We start from the raw sequence: 17,268 nt of genomic DNA on the forward strand, positions 1-17,268 counted from the left end.
CGGCCGCTCGCGCCCCCGCACTACATGATTGTGTAGTGCACGGATGTACGTCGCTCTTGCGCCCGAGGTCAGGAGGTGCTCATGGACTTCAGTCGCCAGGAGTCCGTGGTCTGGCGCAACCGCGCCCTGCTGGTCTTCGACCGCGTCTCGGTGCCGGTCGCGGTCTGTGATGTGTACGGCGCGATCCTGCTGGCCAATCCCGCGATGGCGGCGGAGTGCGGTACGACCGCGGGGCGGCTGCGCGGCCGGGACGTGCTGGAGCTGTTCCGGCCGCAGGAGGCGACCCAGGTGGAGCGGATCGCCGAGGCGCTGCGGCTGCGGCACCGCTCGCGGTACCAGGTGTCGGTGCGCTGGGAGGCGCCCGGCGGCGCGGAGCGGTACGGGGAACTGACGGCCGACCCGGTGAGCGACACCGTGGAGGAGACGCCGGCGCTGCTGGTGATGCTCCGGGTGCTGGGTGAGCGCGAGGCACACGAGCGGCGGCCCGTGCGGGTCGCCCCGGCAGAGGCGCACATCCTGGCCCTGCTCGCCGGCGGCGCCACCACCGCGCAGACCGCCCGGGAGACCGGCCTCACGGTGGACGGCGTGAACTACCACCTACGGCGCCTGACGGCCCGCTGGGGCACGGCGAACCGTACGGAACTGGTGGCTCGGGCCTATGCGCTGGGCGTGCTCGCTCCCGGGGTGTGGCCGCCGGCGCCAACGGTTCAGGAAGCGGAGTAGGCCGCGCCAGTGCCCGCCGGTGCGCCAAGCCGGAAGGCCCCGCGTGTGCGTTCCCGACGACGCGCGGGTCGACAGGTCCGGCGAAGCTCACGGCAGTTCGGCAGCGCCCTGAAGGGGCGCGGGGAACTGCGCGACCAGCCACGATGGTGCCGCAGACGAATGACGGCACAACGGGGCACTTCCAGCGGAGCGTCCCGCTCATCGGCCTCCGCGAGGGCGACGAGGTCCATGCCGGTGGCCACGCCGAAGTCGGTCGGTTCGGCGGCGCTGTCGGGGTAGCAGAAGGTGGCGCGGGCGAGTGCCGTGCCGGTCAGCCGGAGGTGCGAGGAGCCGAACCGTGGGGCGGCGCCGACCACTTGGCGCCGGAAGTTCAGGGCGCCGTACACGGGCCGCTCGTGCGCGGCCGCGTCGTCGTACGCCCCGCCGAAGATCCGGCTCTCCCAGCGCCAGCGGTCGCCGCCGGGGTGGGCGGTGAGGCCGCCGTTGCTGGTGCCGGTGACGAACTGTGAGTGGTACGCGCCGTCCTCGGTCAGGGCGCGCAGGATCGGCACGCCCCGCACCGACCGGTCCGGGTGGAAGTTGAGGGTGATGCGCACGGCGGGGTCGAGCACCGGCCCCCTGGAGGCGACCGCGACATGCCGCAGTGCCGCCCGGGCCCGAGGCGACCCGACAAGGCCGAAATTCACTGGCTCCCCCTCAACCGGCTGCCTACCCTAGCCTTGAACCTAGTACCTCTAGGTTTTGCTGATGCCGCCCCACCCCCTGGAGACTCCCCATGAAGCCACTCACCGAGCAGGACATCCGCACCTCTTTTATCAACTGCTCCAAAGGGGAGGCCAAGCGCCTGTCCGTGCCCCGCGATCTCGACGAACGCCCTTGGGACGACCTCGACTTCCTCGGCTGGCGCGATCCGGGAGCGCCCGATCGCAGCTATCTGGTCACCGAGCGCGAGGGGCGCCCCGCGGGCGTCACGTTCCGCTTCCCGTCCTCGCAGCGCGGCTTCCTGCACCGCAGCATGTGCTCGCTGTGTCTGACCACGCATCCGGGCGGCGGCGTTTCCCTGATGACGGCGCGCAAGGCCGGCACGGCGGGCCGTGAGGGGAACTCGGTGGGGGTGTACATGTGCACCGACCTCGCGTGTTCGCTCTATGTCCGCGGCAAGAAGGTCGTGGACTCCGGGGCCCGCTTCGAGGAGAGCCTGACGCTGGAGGAGCAGATCGCCCGGACGACGGGCAATCTGGCCGCGTTCCTCGACAAGCTGTACGCCTGAGGGCAGGGCTGTACGCCTGAGAAGCGGCCGAAGCGGCTGTACGTCCGAGGCCGGCGCCCCTCACTGGTCCCGCAGTCTCGACGCCTCCACCTGGTGCAGATGGATCAGGACGTCGTAGCTGCGGGCGAGGGCGATGTCGTGCGGGCCGTCCGGGTAGGCGGTGCCGATACTGCGCGTCGGCCGTGCCTGCCGCAGCCAGTCGGCGGCCGGCGCTCCGACGGACCGCAGGTCGAGCAGGTGGTCGCGGTACCGCACCCGGTCAAGGGTCCGCTCGTTGCCACCCGGGTCCGCCGGGCCCAGCGTCCAGCGGCGGATGGCGTCGTCGTCCAGGCCGGTGGCGTTGAACGAGCCGTGGTCGAAGGTCAGGCCGACGCTCACATAGCCCGCGCCGAGGCGCTCGCGCAGGAAGGCGCCCTGCACCTTCGGGTTCTCCGCGGGCTCCTCCGGCACATAGCCGACGTGGTTGTTGTGCGCCGACAGCAGCACCTTGGTCCCGGTGTGCCGCTGCCACCAGACCACGTTGGCGGCCATCGCCTCGTCGCGGTAGCGCATGGCCGCGGCGATCTGCGCGGGGTCCTCGACGTCGAAGTCGTACTGCCGGGCGGTCTGGTCGATCACCCTCGCCTGCTGGACGGACCGGTCGTACGCCTCGCGGTCGGCGCCCGGGGCCTGCCGCTCCAGCAGCCGCAGCGCCTCACCGGTGCGCTCCGCCCGCTCCTTGCGTTGGGCGTACGGCAGCTTCAGGTACTGCTCGATGTACGCGCCGGTCTGCGCGGTCGGCCATAGTCCGCGGTAGAGCTCGGCGAGGCGAGCGCTCAGTTCGGGACGGGTGTCGGCCACGTACGCCTCTACGGCGTCGTACAGCTCGGGCCCGGTCCAGGCGATGTCGTCGCCCATGAAGCGGACGGGGTCCTCGGGGTGCCGGAGGTTGTACGCCCGCATCCACTCGACGAGCCGCAGATAGTCGGTGTTGTTCCACCAGAGGTAGTCCCGCTGGAACTCCTCGCGCATGATGCGCCGCGGATCGCCCTTGCCGTACAGCACGTAGTCGTTGAGACGCGCACCAGTGCTCCAAGGTGCCTCCAGGGCGAAGGTGCGGAAGCCCTTCGCCTCGACGAGGTGGCGGAAGACGCGGTCCTTGAGGGCGAAGAAGTCGTGCGAGCCGTGGGTGGCCTCGCCCAGGCCGACGACCCGGGCGTCGCCGATCATCCGGTCCAGGGGGCGCAGATCGCCGGTGTCACCGCCCGGTTCGACGGTCCGCAGCGGATGGGCGGCGCGGTCGAGTTCCTCGACGACGGTGGTGGAGGTCGGTGCCGCCGCGGCCGGGATGCCGGTCGTCAGGGCGGCGAGGATGATGAACAGGGTCAGGGCAAATAAAGTCCTATGCCGTTTCATGATCCAAGACTTGCGCTCCGAGGCGGGTGGCGGCCATCCGGCGGTCCACCATCCCCGAGTGCGGACAACCAGAGGGTGACAGCGGGGGTTCTCCTCAGTACCGGCCCCGGTCAACCACCCAGCCCTCACGCGGGTGTCCACCATCACCACCCCGGCCCCTTGCCGTACTCCGGCCGCTGCGATCAATCTGGGGTTCCTTGCGGACCGTTACGGTCCGCAAGCGCTGTGTCGGCAGCATCTGTGAACGCCGGCAGCATCTGTGAAAGTGGAAAGGGAACGGCCCGAGGATGCCAGACGTACGTGAGGGGACGGCGTTCCAGGAGCGGCTCGGGAAGCTGCGCCGGGATCCCGTGGTGGCCCAGACGCTGCGGTCGGCCGCCGCGGCGACGATCGCCTACGTCATCGCGCTGCGCCTGAGCCCCGAGGCAGCGCCGCTGACCGCACCCCTGACCGCGCTGCTCGTCGTCCAGGTCACGCTGTACGCCACGCTCACCAACGGCATCCGCCGGGTGAACTCCGTGGTGGCCGGAGTGCTGGTCGCCATCGCCTTCAGCCTCCTGGTCGGCCTGACCTGGTGGAGCCTGGGGCTGCTGATCGTGGCCTCGCTGGTGGTCGGACATCTGGTGCGGGTCGACGAGTATGTGCCCGAGGTGGCGATCAGCGCGATGCTGGTCCTCGGCGTCACGACCGTCGGGGACACGGCCTGGGCGCGGATCCTGGAGACACTGATCGGCGCGGTGGTCGGGCTCGGCTTCAATCTCCTTCTCGCACCACCGGTGTGGGTGGAGGAAGCCGGTGAGTCACTGGAGGGACTGGCCCGCCGGTTGCGGCAGTTGATGCTGCGCATCGGCGAGGAGGCCGCCGGCCGGCAGCCGTTCGAGCAGGCCGCGGCCCGCCTGCACGAGGCCCGCCGGCTCGACCACGACATCGTCGAGGTGGACGCGGCGCTGAAGCAGGCCGAGGACAGCCTGCGGCTCAATCCGCGCGTGCGGGACAGCCTGCTGCACCGGGTGGTGCTGCGCACCGGCCTGGACACGCTGGAGATCTGCACGGTCGTCCTGCGGGTGCTCGCGCGCACCCTCACCGACCTCGCGAAGGAGCGTGAGCCCGAGCCGCTGTTCGCGAAGGAGACGGGCGCCGTCGTCGAGCAGCTGCTGTCCGAGATCGCCGACGCGGTGGTCAGCTTCTCGGTGCTGGTCACCACGCATGTCAGCAGCAACGCCGACGCGGCGGAGTCCCGGCTGAGCGCGGAACTGCGCACGGCGGTGGGCACCCGCGACAAGCTCGCCCTGCTGCTGCGCGAGGAGGCCGAGCGCGAGAGCCGGCACTGGCAGCTGCTCGGCGCCGTCCTGACCGAGGTGAACCGCATCCTCGACGAGCTCGACACCGAGCACCGCTCGCGTCGCCTGCTGGAGGAGCTGGACCGGGTGTCCGAGGAGCAGCGCGTGCGGATGCCACGCCTGAACCGGCTGCGTGAGCGCATGGGCGTACAGGAGCAGCTGTGGCGGAACCGGACCGGGATGGGCGGACGTTCTCGATAGGGAGTGCCGGGTCAGGGCCGGCGCCACCGGATGCGAGGGAGCGGGCCGATGGCCGACACGACCGTACGGATCGACGGGAACACCCTGCGGCTTCCGGGCGGGGTGGCGGTGCGGTTCATCCGTACGCTGCGGCTGCCCGAGTCGGGCACGCATCCGCTGCCACCGGGGCTCGGCGAGTTCCCGGTCCGGCGGGTGGCGGACTTCGCGGACACCGTCCCGGAGGCGTGGCGGGCCCGCGGCGGTGTGCTGCTGCCGGTCTATCTGCGCGAGGCGATGTGGCTCAGCTTCGGGGGCACGACGGAGCCGGCCGCCCTCCAGGTCGGGGTGGGCAAGGTGTGCGCGGTCTCGGGGAAGCCGTGGAGCGACCGGTTGTCCCGTAAGCCCCAGAACTATGTCGTACTGCCCCGCCAACCCTGGCTCGACGGCATCAACTCCGGGAAGGGCACGGTCCGCCAGTTCGTGGCGGTGCCCCTGGGGCTGGGCGCGACCGTCGAGGGTCAGGTCACCGGCGAGGAGGTCTGGGGCGGCGTACAGCTGCAGTCGTTCCTGCTGAAGGAGGACCGGCTGGCCGAGTGGCGTGCGGAGGAGCAGCGCCGGGCGGAGCTGGCGCGGGCGATCACGCCGTACGGCGGCTTCGGTGCCGCGATGCCCATGGCGGCACCGGCCCCTCAGGGCGCGGTCCCGGCGCCCGCCGCCGCTCCGGCCGGTCGGCCGTCCCGGGCCGCCGCGGCGATGGGTCTGGGCGTCGGCGGCTCGATGCGGCAGGAGGTCTACGAGGACGACCGGCCGCTCTCCGACTGGGCGGACCGCCCCGGCGGCCGGGTCTTCGTCCACCTGGTGACGCCTCCGGAGTGGCGCCGCATCACCGGTGAGGCCCCGCCTCCGTCACCCGTGGACCGGGCGGCGTACACGCGCGCGGGGCTGCCCTGGTTCGACTACTACGACCAGGACGCCGAGGATCTCGCCCCCACGGACACGCTGGAGGCGGCGCAGCCGGTAGGCGACTGGCTCGGCGACGACCACGAGCCCTGGCAGGCCCCGGCGCCGGGCCAGGTGCGGCCGCTCAAGGACGCCCAGGGGAAGCCGGTTGAGGACGGGGACTGGTAGCCCACGCGAGTCACCCCAGGAATCCCAAGGGAACCCAAGGTGAGCCCCGGGAAACCTATGGAACCCGCCGAGCAGACTCGTTGCACCATGTGCAATGCACGTTGCTCTTCTTGCGCTCGGCGGGTGATCCACGCCAAGGTTGCTGTCGCGACCGTGACGACCGACGACCTGAGGTGTGGACATGGGCAGTGGTGGGCTGAGCAGGCGCCGATTCGTCGGAACCCTCGCGGGATCAGCCGCCGGCGTGGCAGTCCCGGCGGCCACGGGGTGCGACGACGCGCCCGCACCGGCTGACACGGCCGGCACCGGGGCCTCCGAGGCGACGACGCCTGAGGCGCGTCCGAGCGCCCAGACCGAGAGCCGTAAGCCGTCGGGCCCGCGCCCCCTCTACCTGGGCACCTACACCTCCGTCGAGGGCGGCGGCACGGGCATCGGTCGCGCCACGTACGACCCGGTCACGGGCCGTATCACCGGCACCGGGACGATCACCGGCGTCGGCGACCCCTCGTATCTGGCGCTGCACCCCGACGGGCGGACGCTGTACGCGGTCAACGAGCGCGAGGACGGCGCGGTGACCGCCGTCCGCCTCGCCGACGGCAAGGTTCTCGGGAGCCGGAGCACCGGCGGGGCGGCGCCCTGCCATCTGTCGGTGCATCCGAGCGGAAGCTGGCTGCTGAGCGCCAACTACGGCACGGGCAGTGTGGCCGTGCACCCGATCGACGCCTCGGGCGCGCTCGGTGAGCGCACCGACCTGGTCACGCACTCAAGTCCGGCACCCGGACCCGGCCAGGAGGGCCCGCACGCCCACCAGTTCGTCACAAGTCCCGACGGCGGCCATGTGCTCGCCGTCGATCTCGGCACGGACACCGTGTACACCTACCGCCTCGACCTCAAGGCGGGCACGCTGACCGAGGTCGCGCGGGCACAGACCAAGCCGGGGGCGGGCCCACGTCATCTCACCTTCCACCCGGGCGGCCGGTACGCCTACCTGGCCAACGAGGTCGACAACACCGTCGCCGTGTGCGCGTACGACCCCGGCACGGGCCGGCTGACCATCGGCGAGGAGCAGTCCACGGGCACGGGTTCGGGCACTAGTTATCCCGCGCAGCTCGTGGTGACGCCGAACGGCCGTTACGCCTATCTCGCCAACCGGGGCCACAACAGCCTCGCGCGCTATGCGGTGGAGGCGGAAGGCGCCCGGCTCAGGCTGCTCGACACGGTGCCGGTGTCCGGGGACTTCCCGCGGCAGATCGCCCTCTCGCCGGACGGCACGGTGCTGTTCGCGGCGAACCAGCGGTCGAGCACCGTCAGCGTCTTCCTGGTCGACGAGGACAGCGGTGAACTGCGGCTCGCGGGCGAGCCGTTCGCGTCACCCGTCGCCGTCTGTGCGCTGCCGCTGTAGGGCGCGCGGGCACGAGGCGGCACTGGCCTGGGAGAGCAGGATGTGCATGCGCTCGGTGAGCTGCGCGACGTCGTCGGCGGGCCGGTGGAACGCCAGTCGTACGTCGGCCTGGGCGCTGGCGCGCTCGATGCGCAGCGTCAGTCCGTGCCGGTCGACGGCGAGGGGCTGGACGCGCACGGCGCCGTGCAGGCTGTCGGACTCGACGAGGCGGGTGAGCCGCTCGACGGCGTCCGGGTGGCAGTCGGCGAGGTGGGTGAGCAGCCGGGCCTCGGCGGTGGCCAGCGGGTCGGGCGTGGCGGCGGCGAACTCGTCGAGGTCGACGACCACGGCACCGGACGGCATGCGCAGCACCGCGCGCGTCGCCTGGAAGGCGAGTTTGCCCTCCTCGGGGGCGAACCAGCCGGACAGCCAGAGCCGGGAGCGGATCCGCTTGCGCACCGGTACAGGGGCGACGTCGGCGAACTCCAGGACGGCGGACGGCTCTCCGCGGGGCGCGCAGATCGCCGCCGTGACGAGCACACTGTCCTCGGGCACGTCCAGCAGGACGCGGCCGTTCTCGGTCACGGTGTGCGCGCCGACGAGCTCTTCTCGGCAGCCTTCCGCGGTCACCGCGCAGGACCACGCGGCGGCGAGCACCGACCGGGCACGTTCCGCCGCGGAAGGCGCGGCCGCCCAGGTTTGGCTGTCAGCCATCCCATACCTCCTTAGGTAAGCCTTGCCTAACCTATCGAAGATCGGGCCGCACGCCAACCAGCCCGGGCGATGCTGTGCGATCTCTTTGCGAATGCTCAGGGTGCGATGACGCCCAACAGGGCGCGGGCGCACAGGTCGCGCACCTGCTCACGGGAGAGGTCCGAGCCCCTCAGCCACTCCAGACAGACGGCGGTGATGAACGCCAGCCAGCCCCGTACGGCGAGCCGGACGTCGGGCCGTTTCTCGAAGACCGGGCCGAACTCGGGGTCCGCCGCCATCGCCGCCAGGATCTGCTTCTCCTGTGCGGCCAGGGCCCGTTGGTAGACCTTGCGCACGGACTGGTCCCCGGCCGCGTCGGCTCGGTGGAAGGCGCGATAGCCGTGGGCGTGGGCCTCGACGTACTCCAGGTAGGTGTCGAGCCCTGCGGCCAGTTGCTCGCGCACCGGGACTCCGGGCACGGCGGCCGTCATCCGGAGCATGCGCTCACTCTCCCGCTCGACGACGGCCGCGAAGAACTCCCGCTTCGTCGGGAAGTAGTGGTAGAGCAGCCCGCGCGAGACGCCGGCGATCTCGGCGACCTGCTCGATCCACACGTCGTCGTACGGGCTCTCCGAGAACAGCCGCGCCCCGACCGCGAGGAGCTGCTCACGGCGCTCCTCGGTGCTGAGCCGGCGGCGTGTGCGCTCGCCCTGGTTCGCGGCCATACCCGCACTTTACTTGACGTGGATTCAACAGCCGGACCAGACTGAGCGCGTTATTGAACCCACGTACAACGAGTGCTGCCGCGCAATATGCCGCTGGATCAAGGGAGATCGCGTCATGGCGGAGACGACGACCGGGACCGGACTCCCGAAGGGGTTCCGCAGCGCCGAGCAGGGCTGGCCGGAGCTGCACCGCATACCGCATCCCCCGCGCCGGCTCCCGCTGCTCGGCGATGTACTGGGCGCCGACAGGCGTACTCCGTTGCAGGACTCCCTGCGTCTCGCCCCGGAGTTGGGGCCGATATTCCGGCGCAAGGCCTTCGGCAAGGAGTTCGTGTTCGTGTGGGGCGCGGACCTCGCGGCCGACATGGCGGACGAGTCGCGCTTCGCCAAGCATGTCGGGCTCGGCATCGCCAATCTGCGGCCGGTTGTCAAGGACGGCCTGTTCACGGCGTACAACCACGAGCGGAACTGGCAGTTGGCGCACGACGTCCTGGCCCCGGGGTTCAGCCGGGAGGCCATGGCGGGCTACCACCCGATGATGCTGGCCGTGGCCGGCCGGCTCATGGAGCACTGGGACCGCGAACGGGCGGCGGGCCGATGGGTGGACGTGCCCGGCGACATGACCAAGCTGACCCTGGAGACCATCGCCCGCACCGGGTTCGGGCATGACTTCGGCTCCTTCGAGCGCGCCCGCCCGCATCCCTTCGTGACGGCGATGATCGGCACGCTCACCTATGCCCAGCGGCTCAACGCCGTGCCCGCGCCGTTCCTGCTGCGGCGGGCCGCGCGGCGCAACGAGGCCGATATCGCGTTCCTCAACCGCACGGTCGACGATCTGGTCCGCGCCCGTACGGCGAGCGGGCCCGGCGACGGGGACCTGCTGGACCGGATGCTGGAAACGGCCCATCCGGAGACGGGCGAGCGGCTCTCCGCGGAGAACGTCCGGCGTCAGGTGATCACCTTCCTGGTGGCCGGCCACGAGACGACGTCGGGCGCGCTCTCCTTCGCCCTGCACTACCTGTCCCGGCATCCGGAGGTCGCGGCCCGCGCCCGCGCCGAGGTGGACAGCGTCTGGGGCGACACCGCGGTGCCCGGCTACGACCAGGTGGCGCGGCTGCGGTACGTGCGCCGGATCCTCGACGAGTCACTGCGGCTGTGGCCGACGGCGCCCGCCTTCGCCCGGGAGGCCCGCGAGGACACCGTGCTCGGCGGGGCCCATCCGATGCGGCGGGGCGCCTGGGCGCTGGTGCTCACGGCGATGCTGCACCGCGATCCCGAGGTGTGGGGCGCGGACCCCGAGCGGTTCGATCCGGACCGCTTCGATCCGAAGGCCGTACGGACGCGTCCGCCGCACACCTTCAAGCCGTTCGGGACCGGGGCGCGGGCCTGCATCGGACGCCAGTTCGCGCTGCACGAGGCCACGCTGGTGCTGGGTCTGCTGCTGCGCCGGTACGAGTTCCGGCACGACCCGGCCTATCGGCTGCGGGTGACGGAGCGGCTGACGCTGATGCCGGAGGGGTTGCGGCTGCGCCTGGAGCAGCGGCGCTCCCCCGCCGGCGCCCTGCCGGGATCGGCCGCGCAGGAGCCGTCCTCAGAGCTCCGCTGTCCAGTGCACCGGGCGGCTGACTGACCCGGGCAGGCGGGTGCCCGCGCTGCCGCGGGCCGCGTTCAGCTGGGGCTGGGTCAGGAAGAAGGCGTCGGTCAGATCGGCGTCCGTGAGGTCGGTGTCGCGCAGGTCGGCGCCGATGAGATCCGCTCCGCGCAGGTCGGCGCCGGTCAGGTCGGCGGCGATGAGGTAGGCACCGCGCAGGTTCGCGCCGCGCAGGTCGGCGCCCTTGAGACGGGCACCGATCAGGTCCGCTCCCCTGCGGTCCTTCTTGCGGCCGCGTACGCCTGCTCGCGCCAGCTCGCTGGTCTTCAGCAGCAGGACGTTGGCCTTCTGACGGTGAGCGGCCACGTCCAGCGCGGACAGTTCCTCAGGGGTCCCGCGAGTGATCGCCTCGGTCGTCTCCAGGAGCTCGCGGAGCTCGGCGTGGACGGGACGGGCGGCGGGCAGGGTGAGCGCCTCGGTCAGGTACCAGAGCAGTTCGTGGAGCTGACGGACGGCCGGGAAGACGTCGAACATCCGCCGGGCGTGCTCCCGGGAGCCGGTGCGCCAGTCCTTCCCGGCGAAGGTGACCTGCGAGACCTTCTGTCCGGCGCCGAAGCAGTCGTAGACCGTGCAGCCGGTGAAGCCGCTCTGCCGGAGCCGGGCGTGGATGCCGCAGCGGTGGTCGTCCTGGAGGTTGCGGCAGGGCGTCCCGGCGTCCTTGTCGAGCGCGAAGTCCGCCGAGGTGGTGAAGGGCAGGGCGACACAGCACAGCCCGAAACATCGCTCGCAGTCGCCGCGCAGTTCGACCGGATCGGTCAGGTGTTGTTGCATGCCCGCCAGCCTACGACCTGCACATCATCGAACCTCACCGATGAGTTCCGGGCGCTGTGGGGGTCTCCTCATCCAACGGTAAACAAGCTCGGCTACCACTGGTACATGCGCCGAACAGGCAGGAGCCGTAACGGACTTCAGGGAGACGTCATGTGCAGTCACCAGCCCTCGTGCCCGACCGCCGACAGCCCGGACCACCACGCCGCCGTGATCGTGTCGGCCCACCCCGAACAGGGCTGGAGCCTGCTCTGCAACGGAACCATCGTGTTCGACGACACCGGTGAGCTTCTGCCGGACGGGCGGGTGGTGAGCCCGCACCGCACGGTCGGCGTGCTGGCCGTGGCGGCCCGAGGCGTCAGACGTCCAGCCCGGTCAGGTCCAGGCGTCCGAGACGCTCGGGGTCGGCCAGGATGTACATCTCCGTGATGCGGCCGTGGGCGATGGTGACGCCCATGACCGACTGCGGCTTCCCCTCGGGCAGGTTGACGGCCCCGATCGTCCCGTTGACCAGGACGAGCCGCGTGTACTGCGCGAGGTGGGCGAACAGCATCGCCTGGCCGGCCACCGACTTCGCCCCGCGCACCACCTTGGACGCCGCCGCACCGCCGACCAGCGACCCGGAGTCGGCCCGCAGCACGACGTCGGGGTCGAGCACCGCGAGCAGCGCCTCGAAGTCCCCTGCGCGGGAGGCGGCGATGAAGGCGTCGAGGACCTGTCGCTGCCTGCCGAGGTCGGGCTCGGCCGAGGGTGTGGCGCCACGCACCCGGCGCCGGGCGCGGCTGGCCAGCTGGCGGGTGGCGGCCGAGGTGCGGTCCACGATCGGCGCGATCTCGTCGAAGGGCACCGCGAACATGTCGTGCAGCACGAACGCGATCCGCTCGGCGGGCTCCAGCGTCTCCAGCACCACGAGCAGGGCCAGGCCCACCGAGTCGGCCTGGAGCACCTCCTGTTCGGGGTCGACCGTCGACAGGGGTCTGATCACGGGGTCCGGGACGAACGTGTCGTCCAGCGGCTCCTCATGGCGGCGGGTGCGTGAGCGCAGCATGTCCAGGCAGACCCGGCCGACCACGGTCGTCAGCCAGCCGCCGAGGTTCTCGATGTCGGCCGCGTCGCTGCGGCTCAGCTTCAGCCAGGCCTCCTGGACGGCGTCCTCCGCCTCGGCCAGGGAGCCGAGCATGCGGTAGGCGACCGCCTTGAGATGGCCGCGGTGCTCCTCGAAGCGGTCCGCCAGCAGCTCTGCCTCGTTCACGTCTCCCCCTCCGTGGTGATCTTTCCGGACGCTAGCGCCTGAACAGTTCGAAAGCGACGGCCGGCTTCCCGCCGAACCGCTCCCCCGTCGACTCGGCGTGAGCGGTGAGGAAACCGCGGACGTACGTCTCCGGGTCCTCGTCCGTCAACGCCTCGATGTAGGCGCGGTGTTCGAGCAGCGAGCGCACCCCGCGCTCCAGGCCCGGCGTCGCGTCCACCGCGTGCGTGGGCGTGCTGGAACCTGCGATGGCGACCCAGCGCACGCCGTTCCAGGGCTCCAGGCCCTGCTCGATGAGCTCCGGGAAGATCCACCGGTTGCCCGCGTCACCGGCCGCGTCCAGCGTCGCGCGGCCGACCGCCACGTGGTCCGGGGTGTTCCAGGCGACGCCGCCCCAGGTGTCCCGGTGGTTGAGCGTGATCACCAGCTCGGGGCGGTACCGGCGGATCGCGGCGGCGATGTCGCGGCGCAGCGCGATGCCGTACTCGATCACGCCGTCCTTGTGGTCGAGGAACTCCACCGCCGAGACGCCCACGACGGCGGCGCTGGCCCGCTGCTCGCGCTCGCGCAGCGGGCCGCACTTCGCGGGTTCGAGCGTGTCGATGCCGGCCTCGCCCCGGGTCGCCAGGACATAGCTGACCTCGCGGCCCCCGTCCGTCCACGCGGCGATCGCCGCCGAGCAGCCGTACTCGAGGTCGTCCGGGTGCGCGACGACGGCGAGCGCGCGCTGCCAGTCGTCCGGCATGGGCTTCAGCTGAGTGATCGTCGGCTCGGTCATGTCCGCACACTAGCCCGTCACACTGACATCACGCTTCGTCACGGGTGAGCGCCAGCAGCCGGTCCAGGACCCGGGGGCCGCCGGCCCGTACGCCGTCGTGCTCGAACTCGTCGGTGACCCAGGTGCGCAGGCCGCGGATGGCGCGGGCGGTGGCGAGGGAGTGGGCGGTGTCGACGTACATGTCGTCGTGGTAGACGGCCGCCGCGACCGGTACCTCGTTGGCGGCGAGGCGCGCGGAGTCGTACAGGGGCGTCCAGTCGGTGCGGGCGGCGAGGAGTTCGGCGGTCTCGCGCAGCGGGCGCAGGGACGGGTCGCAGTCGAACATCCAGGGGTGGATCGTCTCGCCGGTGAACAGCAGCGGTCCGTCGCCCGCGAGCGTCTTGGCCGCGTCGAACTGCGGGAACTCGGCGCGCACGCGCTCCGCGGACCAGGCGGTGGCGCGGGCGTCCTGGCCGTAGATCGCCTCGTGGACGAGGGCGTACAGCGGGTGGCTCGCGTACGACAGCAGGCCCTGGGCCTCCTCCTGGAAGGCGTCCGAGAGGGCCGGGCCCTGCGGGGTGCGGACGAAGGCGTTCTCCAGAAGGTAGTGCAGGCGGTGGCTTCCCTCGCTGCCGCCGAGGACGATGCCGAGCGACTGGAAGGCCTCGGCGCTGAGGCGGTAGCCGTTCGGCAGGGTCACCTCGTGCGCGAGGAGGTGGTCGGCGATACGGCGGGCCCGCTCGACGTCCTGCGGGTAGCGGGCGTAGTGCGCGGCGACCTTGCGCTCGATGCGCGGGTAGGCCGCGCGGTAGACGTCGTCGGCGTGGGCGTCGAGGGAGGGCAGGCCGCCGGTGACGACGGCCGCGGTGAGGCCCTCGGGGGCGGTGGAGAGGTAGTTGACCGTGCAGAAGCCGCCGAAGCTCTGGCCGAGGACGGTCCAGGGGGCACCGCCGGTCACCTCGCGGCGGATCGCCTCGCAGTCGCGGACGATCGCGTCGGCGCGGAAGTGCGTGAGGTAGTCGGCCTGGGCGGCGGGGCCGCCGCGCAGCGGGAGCGTCTGGCGGTTGGCGGGCGTGGAGTGGCCGGTGCCGCGCTGGTCGAGGAGCAGGACGCGGTACTCCTTGAGCGCGCGGCCGAGCCAGGCGCCCTTGCCGACGAAGCGGTTCGCGCCGAAGCCGGGGCCGCCCTGGAGGTACACCAGCCACGGCAGGTCCTGGGGCGCCTTGTCGGTCGCGACGACTTCACGGGCGTAGAGCTCGATCGACTCCCCCGTGGGGGCGTCGTGGTCGAGGGGCACGGTGAAGTGGCGGTCGGTGAGGACGACGCCGGGCTGGCGGTAGCTGACGGTCAACAGGGCTCCCGGGACGGAGGGTTTTCGGGCCGCGTCCCAGTTCAGCACATGTTCGTCCGCCGACGGAGCCCCAGGATCATGAAATCGTACTGAATGGCGGATCAGCGGGCCGACAGGCTGGACCGGCGTACGACCAGCTCGGGCTGGAGTACGACGCGCCGGTGCTCGTGCTTCCTCGCCGCGGTGTCCTCCTCCGTCTCCTCCAGCAGCATCTCCGCCGCGAGGGTGCCCATGGTGACCGCGGGCTGGCGTACGGAGGTGAGGGGGACGGCCGCGGCGGCCGCGAACTCGATGTCGTCGTAGCCGACGATCGCGAGGTCGTCGGGGACTCCGACGCCCGCGGCGTACATGGCCTGGAGCACGCCGAGGGCGAGCAGGTCGTTGGCGCAGAAGACGGCGGTCGGGCGCTCGGCGAGGCCGAGCAGACGGGCGCCGGCGTCGCGGCCGGCCGCGACGTCGAGCCGCTCGGTGGGCAGCTCGCGCAGGTGCTCGGGGCCGAGGCCGGCCTCGTCCAGCGCCTTCAGGGCGCCGATGCGGCGGTCGCGGACCTGGTTGAGGCCGGGCGGGCCGCTGACGTACGCGATGGAGCGGTGCCCGGCGTCGACGAGGTGGCGTACGGCGAGCGCGCCGCCGGCGACGTCGTCGACGGAGACCGAGCACTCGGTGGTGCCCTCGGCGACCCGGTCGACCAGGACGAAGGGGATGTTGTGCCGCCGGAACGTCTCGATGTTGCGGCCGGTGGCGTCGGCCGGGGTCAGCAGGACGCCGCGCACCCGCTGCTCGGCGAACAGCGACAGATAGTCGGCCTCCTCGCTCGCGCTCTGCGCGCTGTTGCAGACCATCACGCCGAGCCCGGCCGCGCGCGCGGCCCGCTCGGCGCCGCGCGCGACGTCGACGAAGAAGGGGTTGCCCATGTCGAGCACGAGCAACCCCATGATCCGGCTGCGGCCCGCGCGCAGTTGGCGCGCGGACTCGCTGCGGACATAGCCCAGCCGGTCTATCGCGGACTGCACGCGCGCCCGGGTCTCGGTCGCGACCGTGTCCGGACGGTTGATGACGTTCGAGACCGTGCCGACGGAGACTCCGGCGGCGCGGGCGACGTCCTTGATACCCACCGACTGGGTCATCGGTCAGGGACCTCCAGAAAGACGTGGACTGCGTGGGGCGGCGGGAAGGCACATTACCGTCATGCCGCCCACAACAGCTGCGATCAGGCAGGCAGGCGGAAGTTGAGGTTGCGCAGCGCCGAGGGCGTCGTACCGCTGGACTTCTCCTGGTACATGATCGACAGGAAGTTGTCCTGCCCGACCCGGGTCTCGTCGATCACGACCTCGCCGAAGGCGTTCAGCCCGGCGGTGACGCCGTCGTACAACACGGTCCAGTCCGTGTACCCGGAGGCCTTGGAGGCTCCGGCGATGCGGCAGAACGGGAAGATCGCGTACGCGTTGTCGTACTTGTCCAGAATCAGTTTGGTGCGCTGGCTGGAGTTCAGCGGAACCGGGATCTCCGTCTTCTGCCACGCCCCCGAGGAGTTCTTGCGGACGTGGAAGGCGCGGCCGTTGGCGGTGCGGTTGGCGACGTAGTTGGTGGTGCACTGCCCGAACCGGCCGGGGACGTAGCTGATGATCGCGTGCGGCAGGCCGGCGGAGTCGGTGAACTGGCTCTCCTGGTTCATCAGGGAGTGGTCCGGGTTCAGCGCGTCGATCACCAGGCCGCTGTCGGTGACGGCGACCTTGTCGGAGCCGCCGGTGGTGCCGACGACCGCCCCCGCGTTGTTGCGCCAGGTGCGGCCGCGGTCGTCGGAGTAGACGTAGCCGGTGTCGTGGTTGCTGATGCCGCCGCCGTTGCACATCACGGCGCCGTTCTGCTCGCGCCAGGTGAAGAACGAGTGCAGGCGCCCGTTCCTGTCGTAGTCGATGCCGTGCAGGTACATGTTGCGGGCCGTGGAGGAGCCGTGCTCGCTGGTGTACGTGCCCGTGGAGCTGCTCCACTCGCCGAGGTTGGTCCAGGTCGAACCGTCGTACTCGGCGAGGGCGTTGCGGCCGTTGCCGGAGACGGCGACCCGGTAGCTGAGCTGCAGCTTGCCGTCGGGGGTGGAGACGAACTGCGGGTAGGTGAACTGCGAGGTGAGCGCGAGCCCGTCCAGGGTGGACTGGGGTGCGCCGAAGCGGCTGGCGACCCAGCTCAGGCCGGCCGGGTTGTCCATCAGGCCCGCGGCCGACTTGACGTAGGTGAAGCCGTCGCTGTGCGAGTCCATGTTGAGGTGGAGGCGCCCGTCGACCTTCGAGATCCCCATCGATATGACGTTGTGGGAGTCGTTGTAGCGCAGGGTGTGGCCGACCTTGACCGTGGACCAGGTGGTGGCGCCGAGCGCGCGGCGGCCGACGACGGCGCCTCGGTCGGCGGTGTACCAGACGGCGTACTGGTAGCCCTTGTAGGTCAGCAGGCCGTTCTTCTGGAAGGCGTTGTTGTTGACCAGGCCGTCGTACGACACGAAGAAGATGGCCTGCGTGTCGAGGGTGGTGGTGCCGGTCAGGGTGAGGGACGGGCCGGGGTCCGCGGCGCGGGCGGTTCCGGAGGCGAGGGCGGGGGTCATCACGGCTCCTGCGAGGGCGGCGCCCAGCAGCGTACGTCTTTTCATTGATGCGGCTCCTGAG

At 71.5% G+C, this 17,268-nt stretch carries 15 protein-coding genes and 2 pseudogenes; 7 read left to right on the forward strand and 10 right to left on the reverse strand.

The window, feature by feature from the left end:
• Window positions 1-81: 81 nt before the first annotated feature.
• Window positions 82-723 (forward strand): PAS domain S-box protein, encoded by a 642-nt coding sequence (locus tag ACIA8X_RS30275; protein ID WP_393447092.1) that lies wholly within the window; start codon window positions 82-84, stop codon window positions 721-723.
• Window positions 724-911: 188 nt separating this feature from the next.
• Here ACIA8X_RS30275 and ACIA8X_RS30280 read toward each other — a convergent pair.
• Window positions 912-1,409 (reverse strand): annotated as a pseudogene (locus ACIA8X_RS30280) (DUF3626 domain-containing protein); the annotation flags it as partial.
• A gap of 89 nt (window positions 1,410-1,498) precedes the next feature.
• Between ACIA8X_RS30280 and ACIA8X_RS30285 the strand changes: the two are divergent.
• Entirely contained in the window at window positions 1,499-1,993 is a 495-nt protein-coding gene (locus tag ACIA8X_RS30285) for an FBP domain-containing protein (protein WP_393447094.1), read from the forward strand.
• A gap of 60 nt (window positions 1,994-2,053) precedes the next feature.
• Here the strand turns inward: ACIA8X_RS30285 and ACIA8X_RS30290 are convergent, their stop codons facing one another.
• Entirely contained in the window at window positions 2,054-3,388 is a 1,335-nt protein-coding gene (locus tag ACIA8X_RS30290; protein WP_399459593.1) for an erythromycin esterase family protein, read from the reverse strand.
• 287 nt (window positions 3,389-3,675) lie between these two features.
• Here ACIA8X_RS30290 and ACIA8X_RS30295 point away from each other — a divergent pair, with 287 nt between their 5' ends.
• The 3 genes from ACIA8X_RS30295 (at window position 3,676) to ACIA8X_RS30305 (ending at window position 7,438) form a co-directional block, all read left to right on the forward strand.
• Entirely contained in the window at window positions 3,676-4,929 is a 1,254-nt protein-coding gene (locus ACIA8X_RS30295) for an aromatic acid exporter family protein (protein ID WP_393447098.1), read from the forward strand.
• Between the two features lie 48 nt (window positions 4,930-4,977).
• Complete coding sequence (locus ACIA8X_RS30300; RefSeq protein ID WP_399459594.1) at window positions 4,978-6,036, forward strand: hypothetical protein; 1,059 nt, start codon at window positions 4,978-4,980, stop codon at window positions 6,034-6,036.
• A 181-nt stretch (window positions 6,037-6,217) separates the two neighbouring features.
• Window positions 6,218-7,438, forward strand: coding sequence for a beta-propeller fold lactonase family protein (locus tag ACIA8X_RS30305; RefSeq protein WP_399459595.1), 1,221 nt, complete (start codon window positions 6,218-6,220; stop codon window positions 7,436-7,438).
• Here ACIA8X_RS30305 and ACIA8X_RS30310 read toward each other — a convergent pair.
• Window positions 7,406-8,131 carry a DUF2470 domain-containing protein gene (locus ACIA8X_RS30310; protein ID WP_393447104.1) on the reverse strand — a complete coding sequence of 242 codons (726 nt, stop codon included), beginning with the start codon at window positions 8,129-8,131 and terminating at the stop codon, window positions 7,406-7,408. The two genes, ACIA8X_RS30305 and ACIA8X_RS30310, sit on opposite strands and share 33 nt — an antisense overlap.
• A gap of 95 nt (window positions 8,132-8,226) precedes the next feature.
• Complete coding sequence (locus ACIA8X_RS30315) at window positions 8,227-8,835, reverse strand: TetR/AcrR family transcriptional regulator (RefSeq protein ID WP_393447106.1); 609 nt, start codon at window positions 8,833-8,835, stop codon at window positions 8,227-8,229.
• 115 nt (window positions 8,836-8,950) lie between these two features.
• Between ACIA8X_RS30315 and ACIA8X_RS30320 the strand changes: the two genes are divergently transcribed.
• Window positions 8,951-10,465, forward strand: coding sequence for a cytochrome P450 (locus tag ACIA8X_RS30320; protein ID WP_399459596.1), 1,515 nt, complete (start codon window positions 8,951-8,953; stop codon window positions 10,463-10,465).
• Here ACIA8X_RS30320 and ACIA8X_RS30325 read toward each other — a convergent pair.
• A complete protein-coding gene (locus ACIA8X_RS30325; protein ID WP_393447110.1) occupies window positions 10,427-11,257 on the reverse strand; it encodes a pentapeptide repeat-containing protein in 831 nt (276 codons plus the stop codon). The genes ACIA8X_RS30320 and ACIA8X_RS30325 overlap by 39 nt on opposite strands.
• A 150-nt stretch (window positions 11,258-11,407) precedes the next feature.
• Between ACIA8X_RS30325 and ACIA8X_RS30330 the strand changes: the two are divergent.
• Window positions 11,408-11,605 (forward strand): annotated as a pseudogene (locus ACIA8X_RS30330) (DUF5999 family protein); the annotation flags it as partial.
• Window positions 11,606-11,612: 7 nt separating this feature from the next.
• On the opposite strand, the gene sigJ reads toward ACIA8X_RS30330, so the two are convergent.
• The 5 genes from sigJ to ACIA8X_RS30355 form a co-directional block, all read right to left on the reverse strand.
• A complete protein-coding gene (gene sigJ / locus ACIA8X_RS30335; protein ID WP_393447112.1) occupies window positions 11,613-12,506 on the reverse strand; it encodes an RNA polymerase sigma factor SigJ in 894 nt (297 codons plus the stop codon).
• A 31-nt stretch (window positions 12,507-12,537) separates the two neighbouring features.
• Window positions 12,538-13,281 carry a PIG-L deacetylase family protein gene (locus ACIA8X_RS30340; protein WP_399459597.1) on the reverse strand — a complete coding sequence of 248 codons (744 nt, stop codon included), beginning with the start codon at window positions 13,279-13,281 and terminating at the stop codon, window positions 12,538-12,540.
• Between the two features lie 28 nt (window positions 13,282-13,309).
• A complete protein-coding gene (locus ACIA8X_RS30345; protein ID WP_399459598.1) occupies window positions 13,310-14,611 on the reverse strand; it encodes an alpha/beta fold hydrolase in 1,302 nt (433 codons plus the stop codon).
• A gap of 101 nt (window positions 14,612-14,712) precedes the next feature.
• Window positions 14,713-15,738, reverse strand: coding sequence for a LacI family DNA-binding transcriptional regulator (locus ACIA8X_RS30350; protein ID WP_393447118.1), 1,026 nt, complete (start codon window positions 15,736-15,738; stop codon window positions 14,713-14,715).
• Between the two features lie 83 nt (window positions 15,739-15,821).
• Window positions 15,822-17,252 (reverse strand): BNR repeat-containing protein, encoded by a 1,431-nt coding sequence (locus ACIA8X_RS30355; RefSeq protein ID WP_393447120.1) that lies wholly within the window; start codon window positions 17,250-17,252, stop codon window positions 15,822-15,824.
• Between the last annotated feature and the right edge of the window lie 16 nt (window positions 17,253-17,268).

Origin of the sequence: Streptomyces sp. NPDC051738, from assembly GCF_044453205.1 — a bacterium.
Lineage (GTDB): Bacteria > Actinomycetota > Actinomycetes > Streptomycetales > Streptomycetaceae > Streptomyces.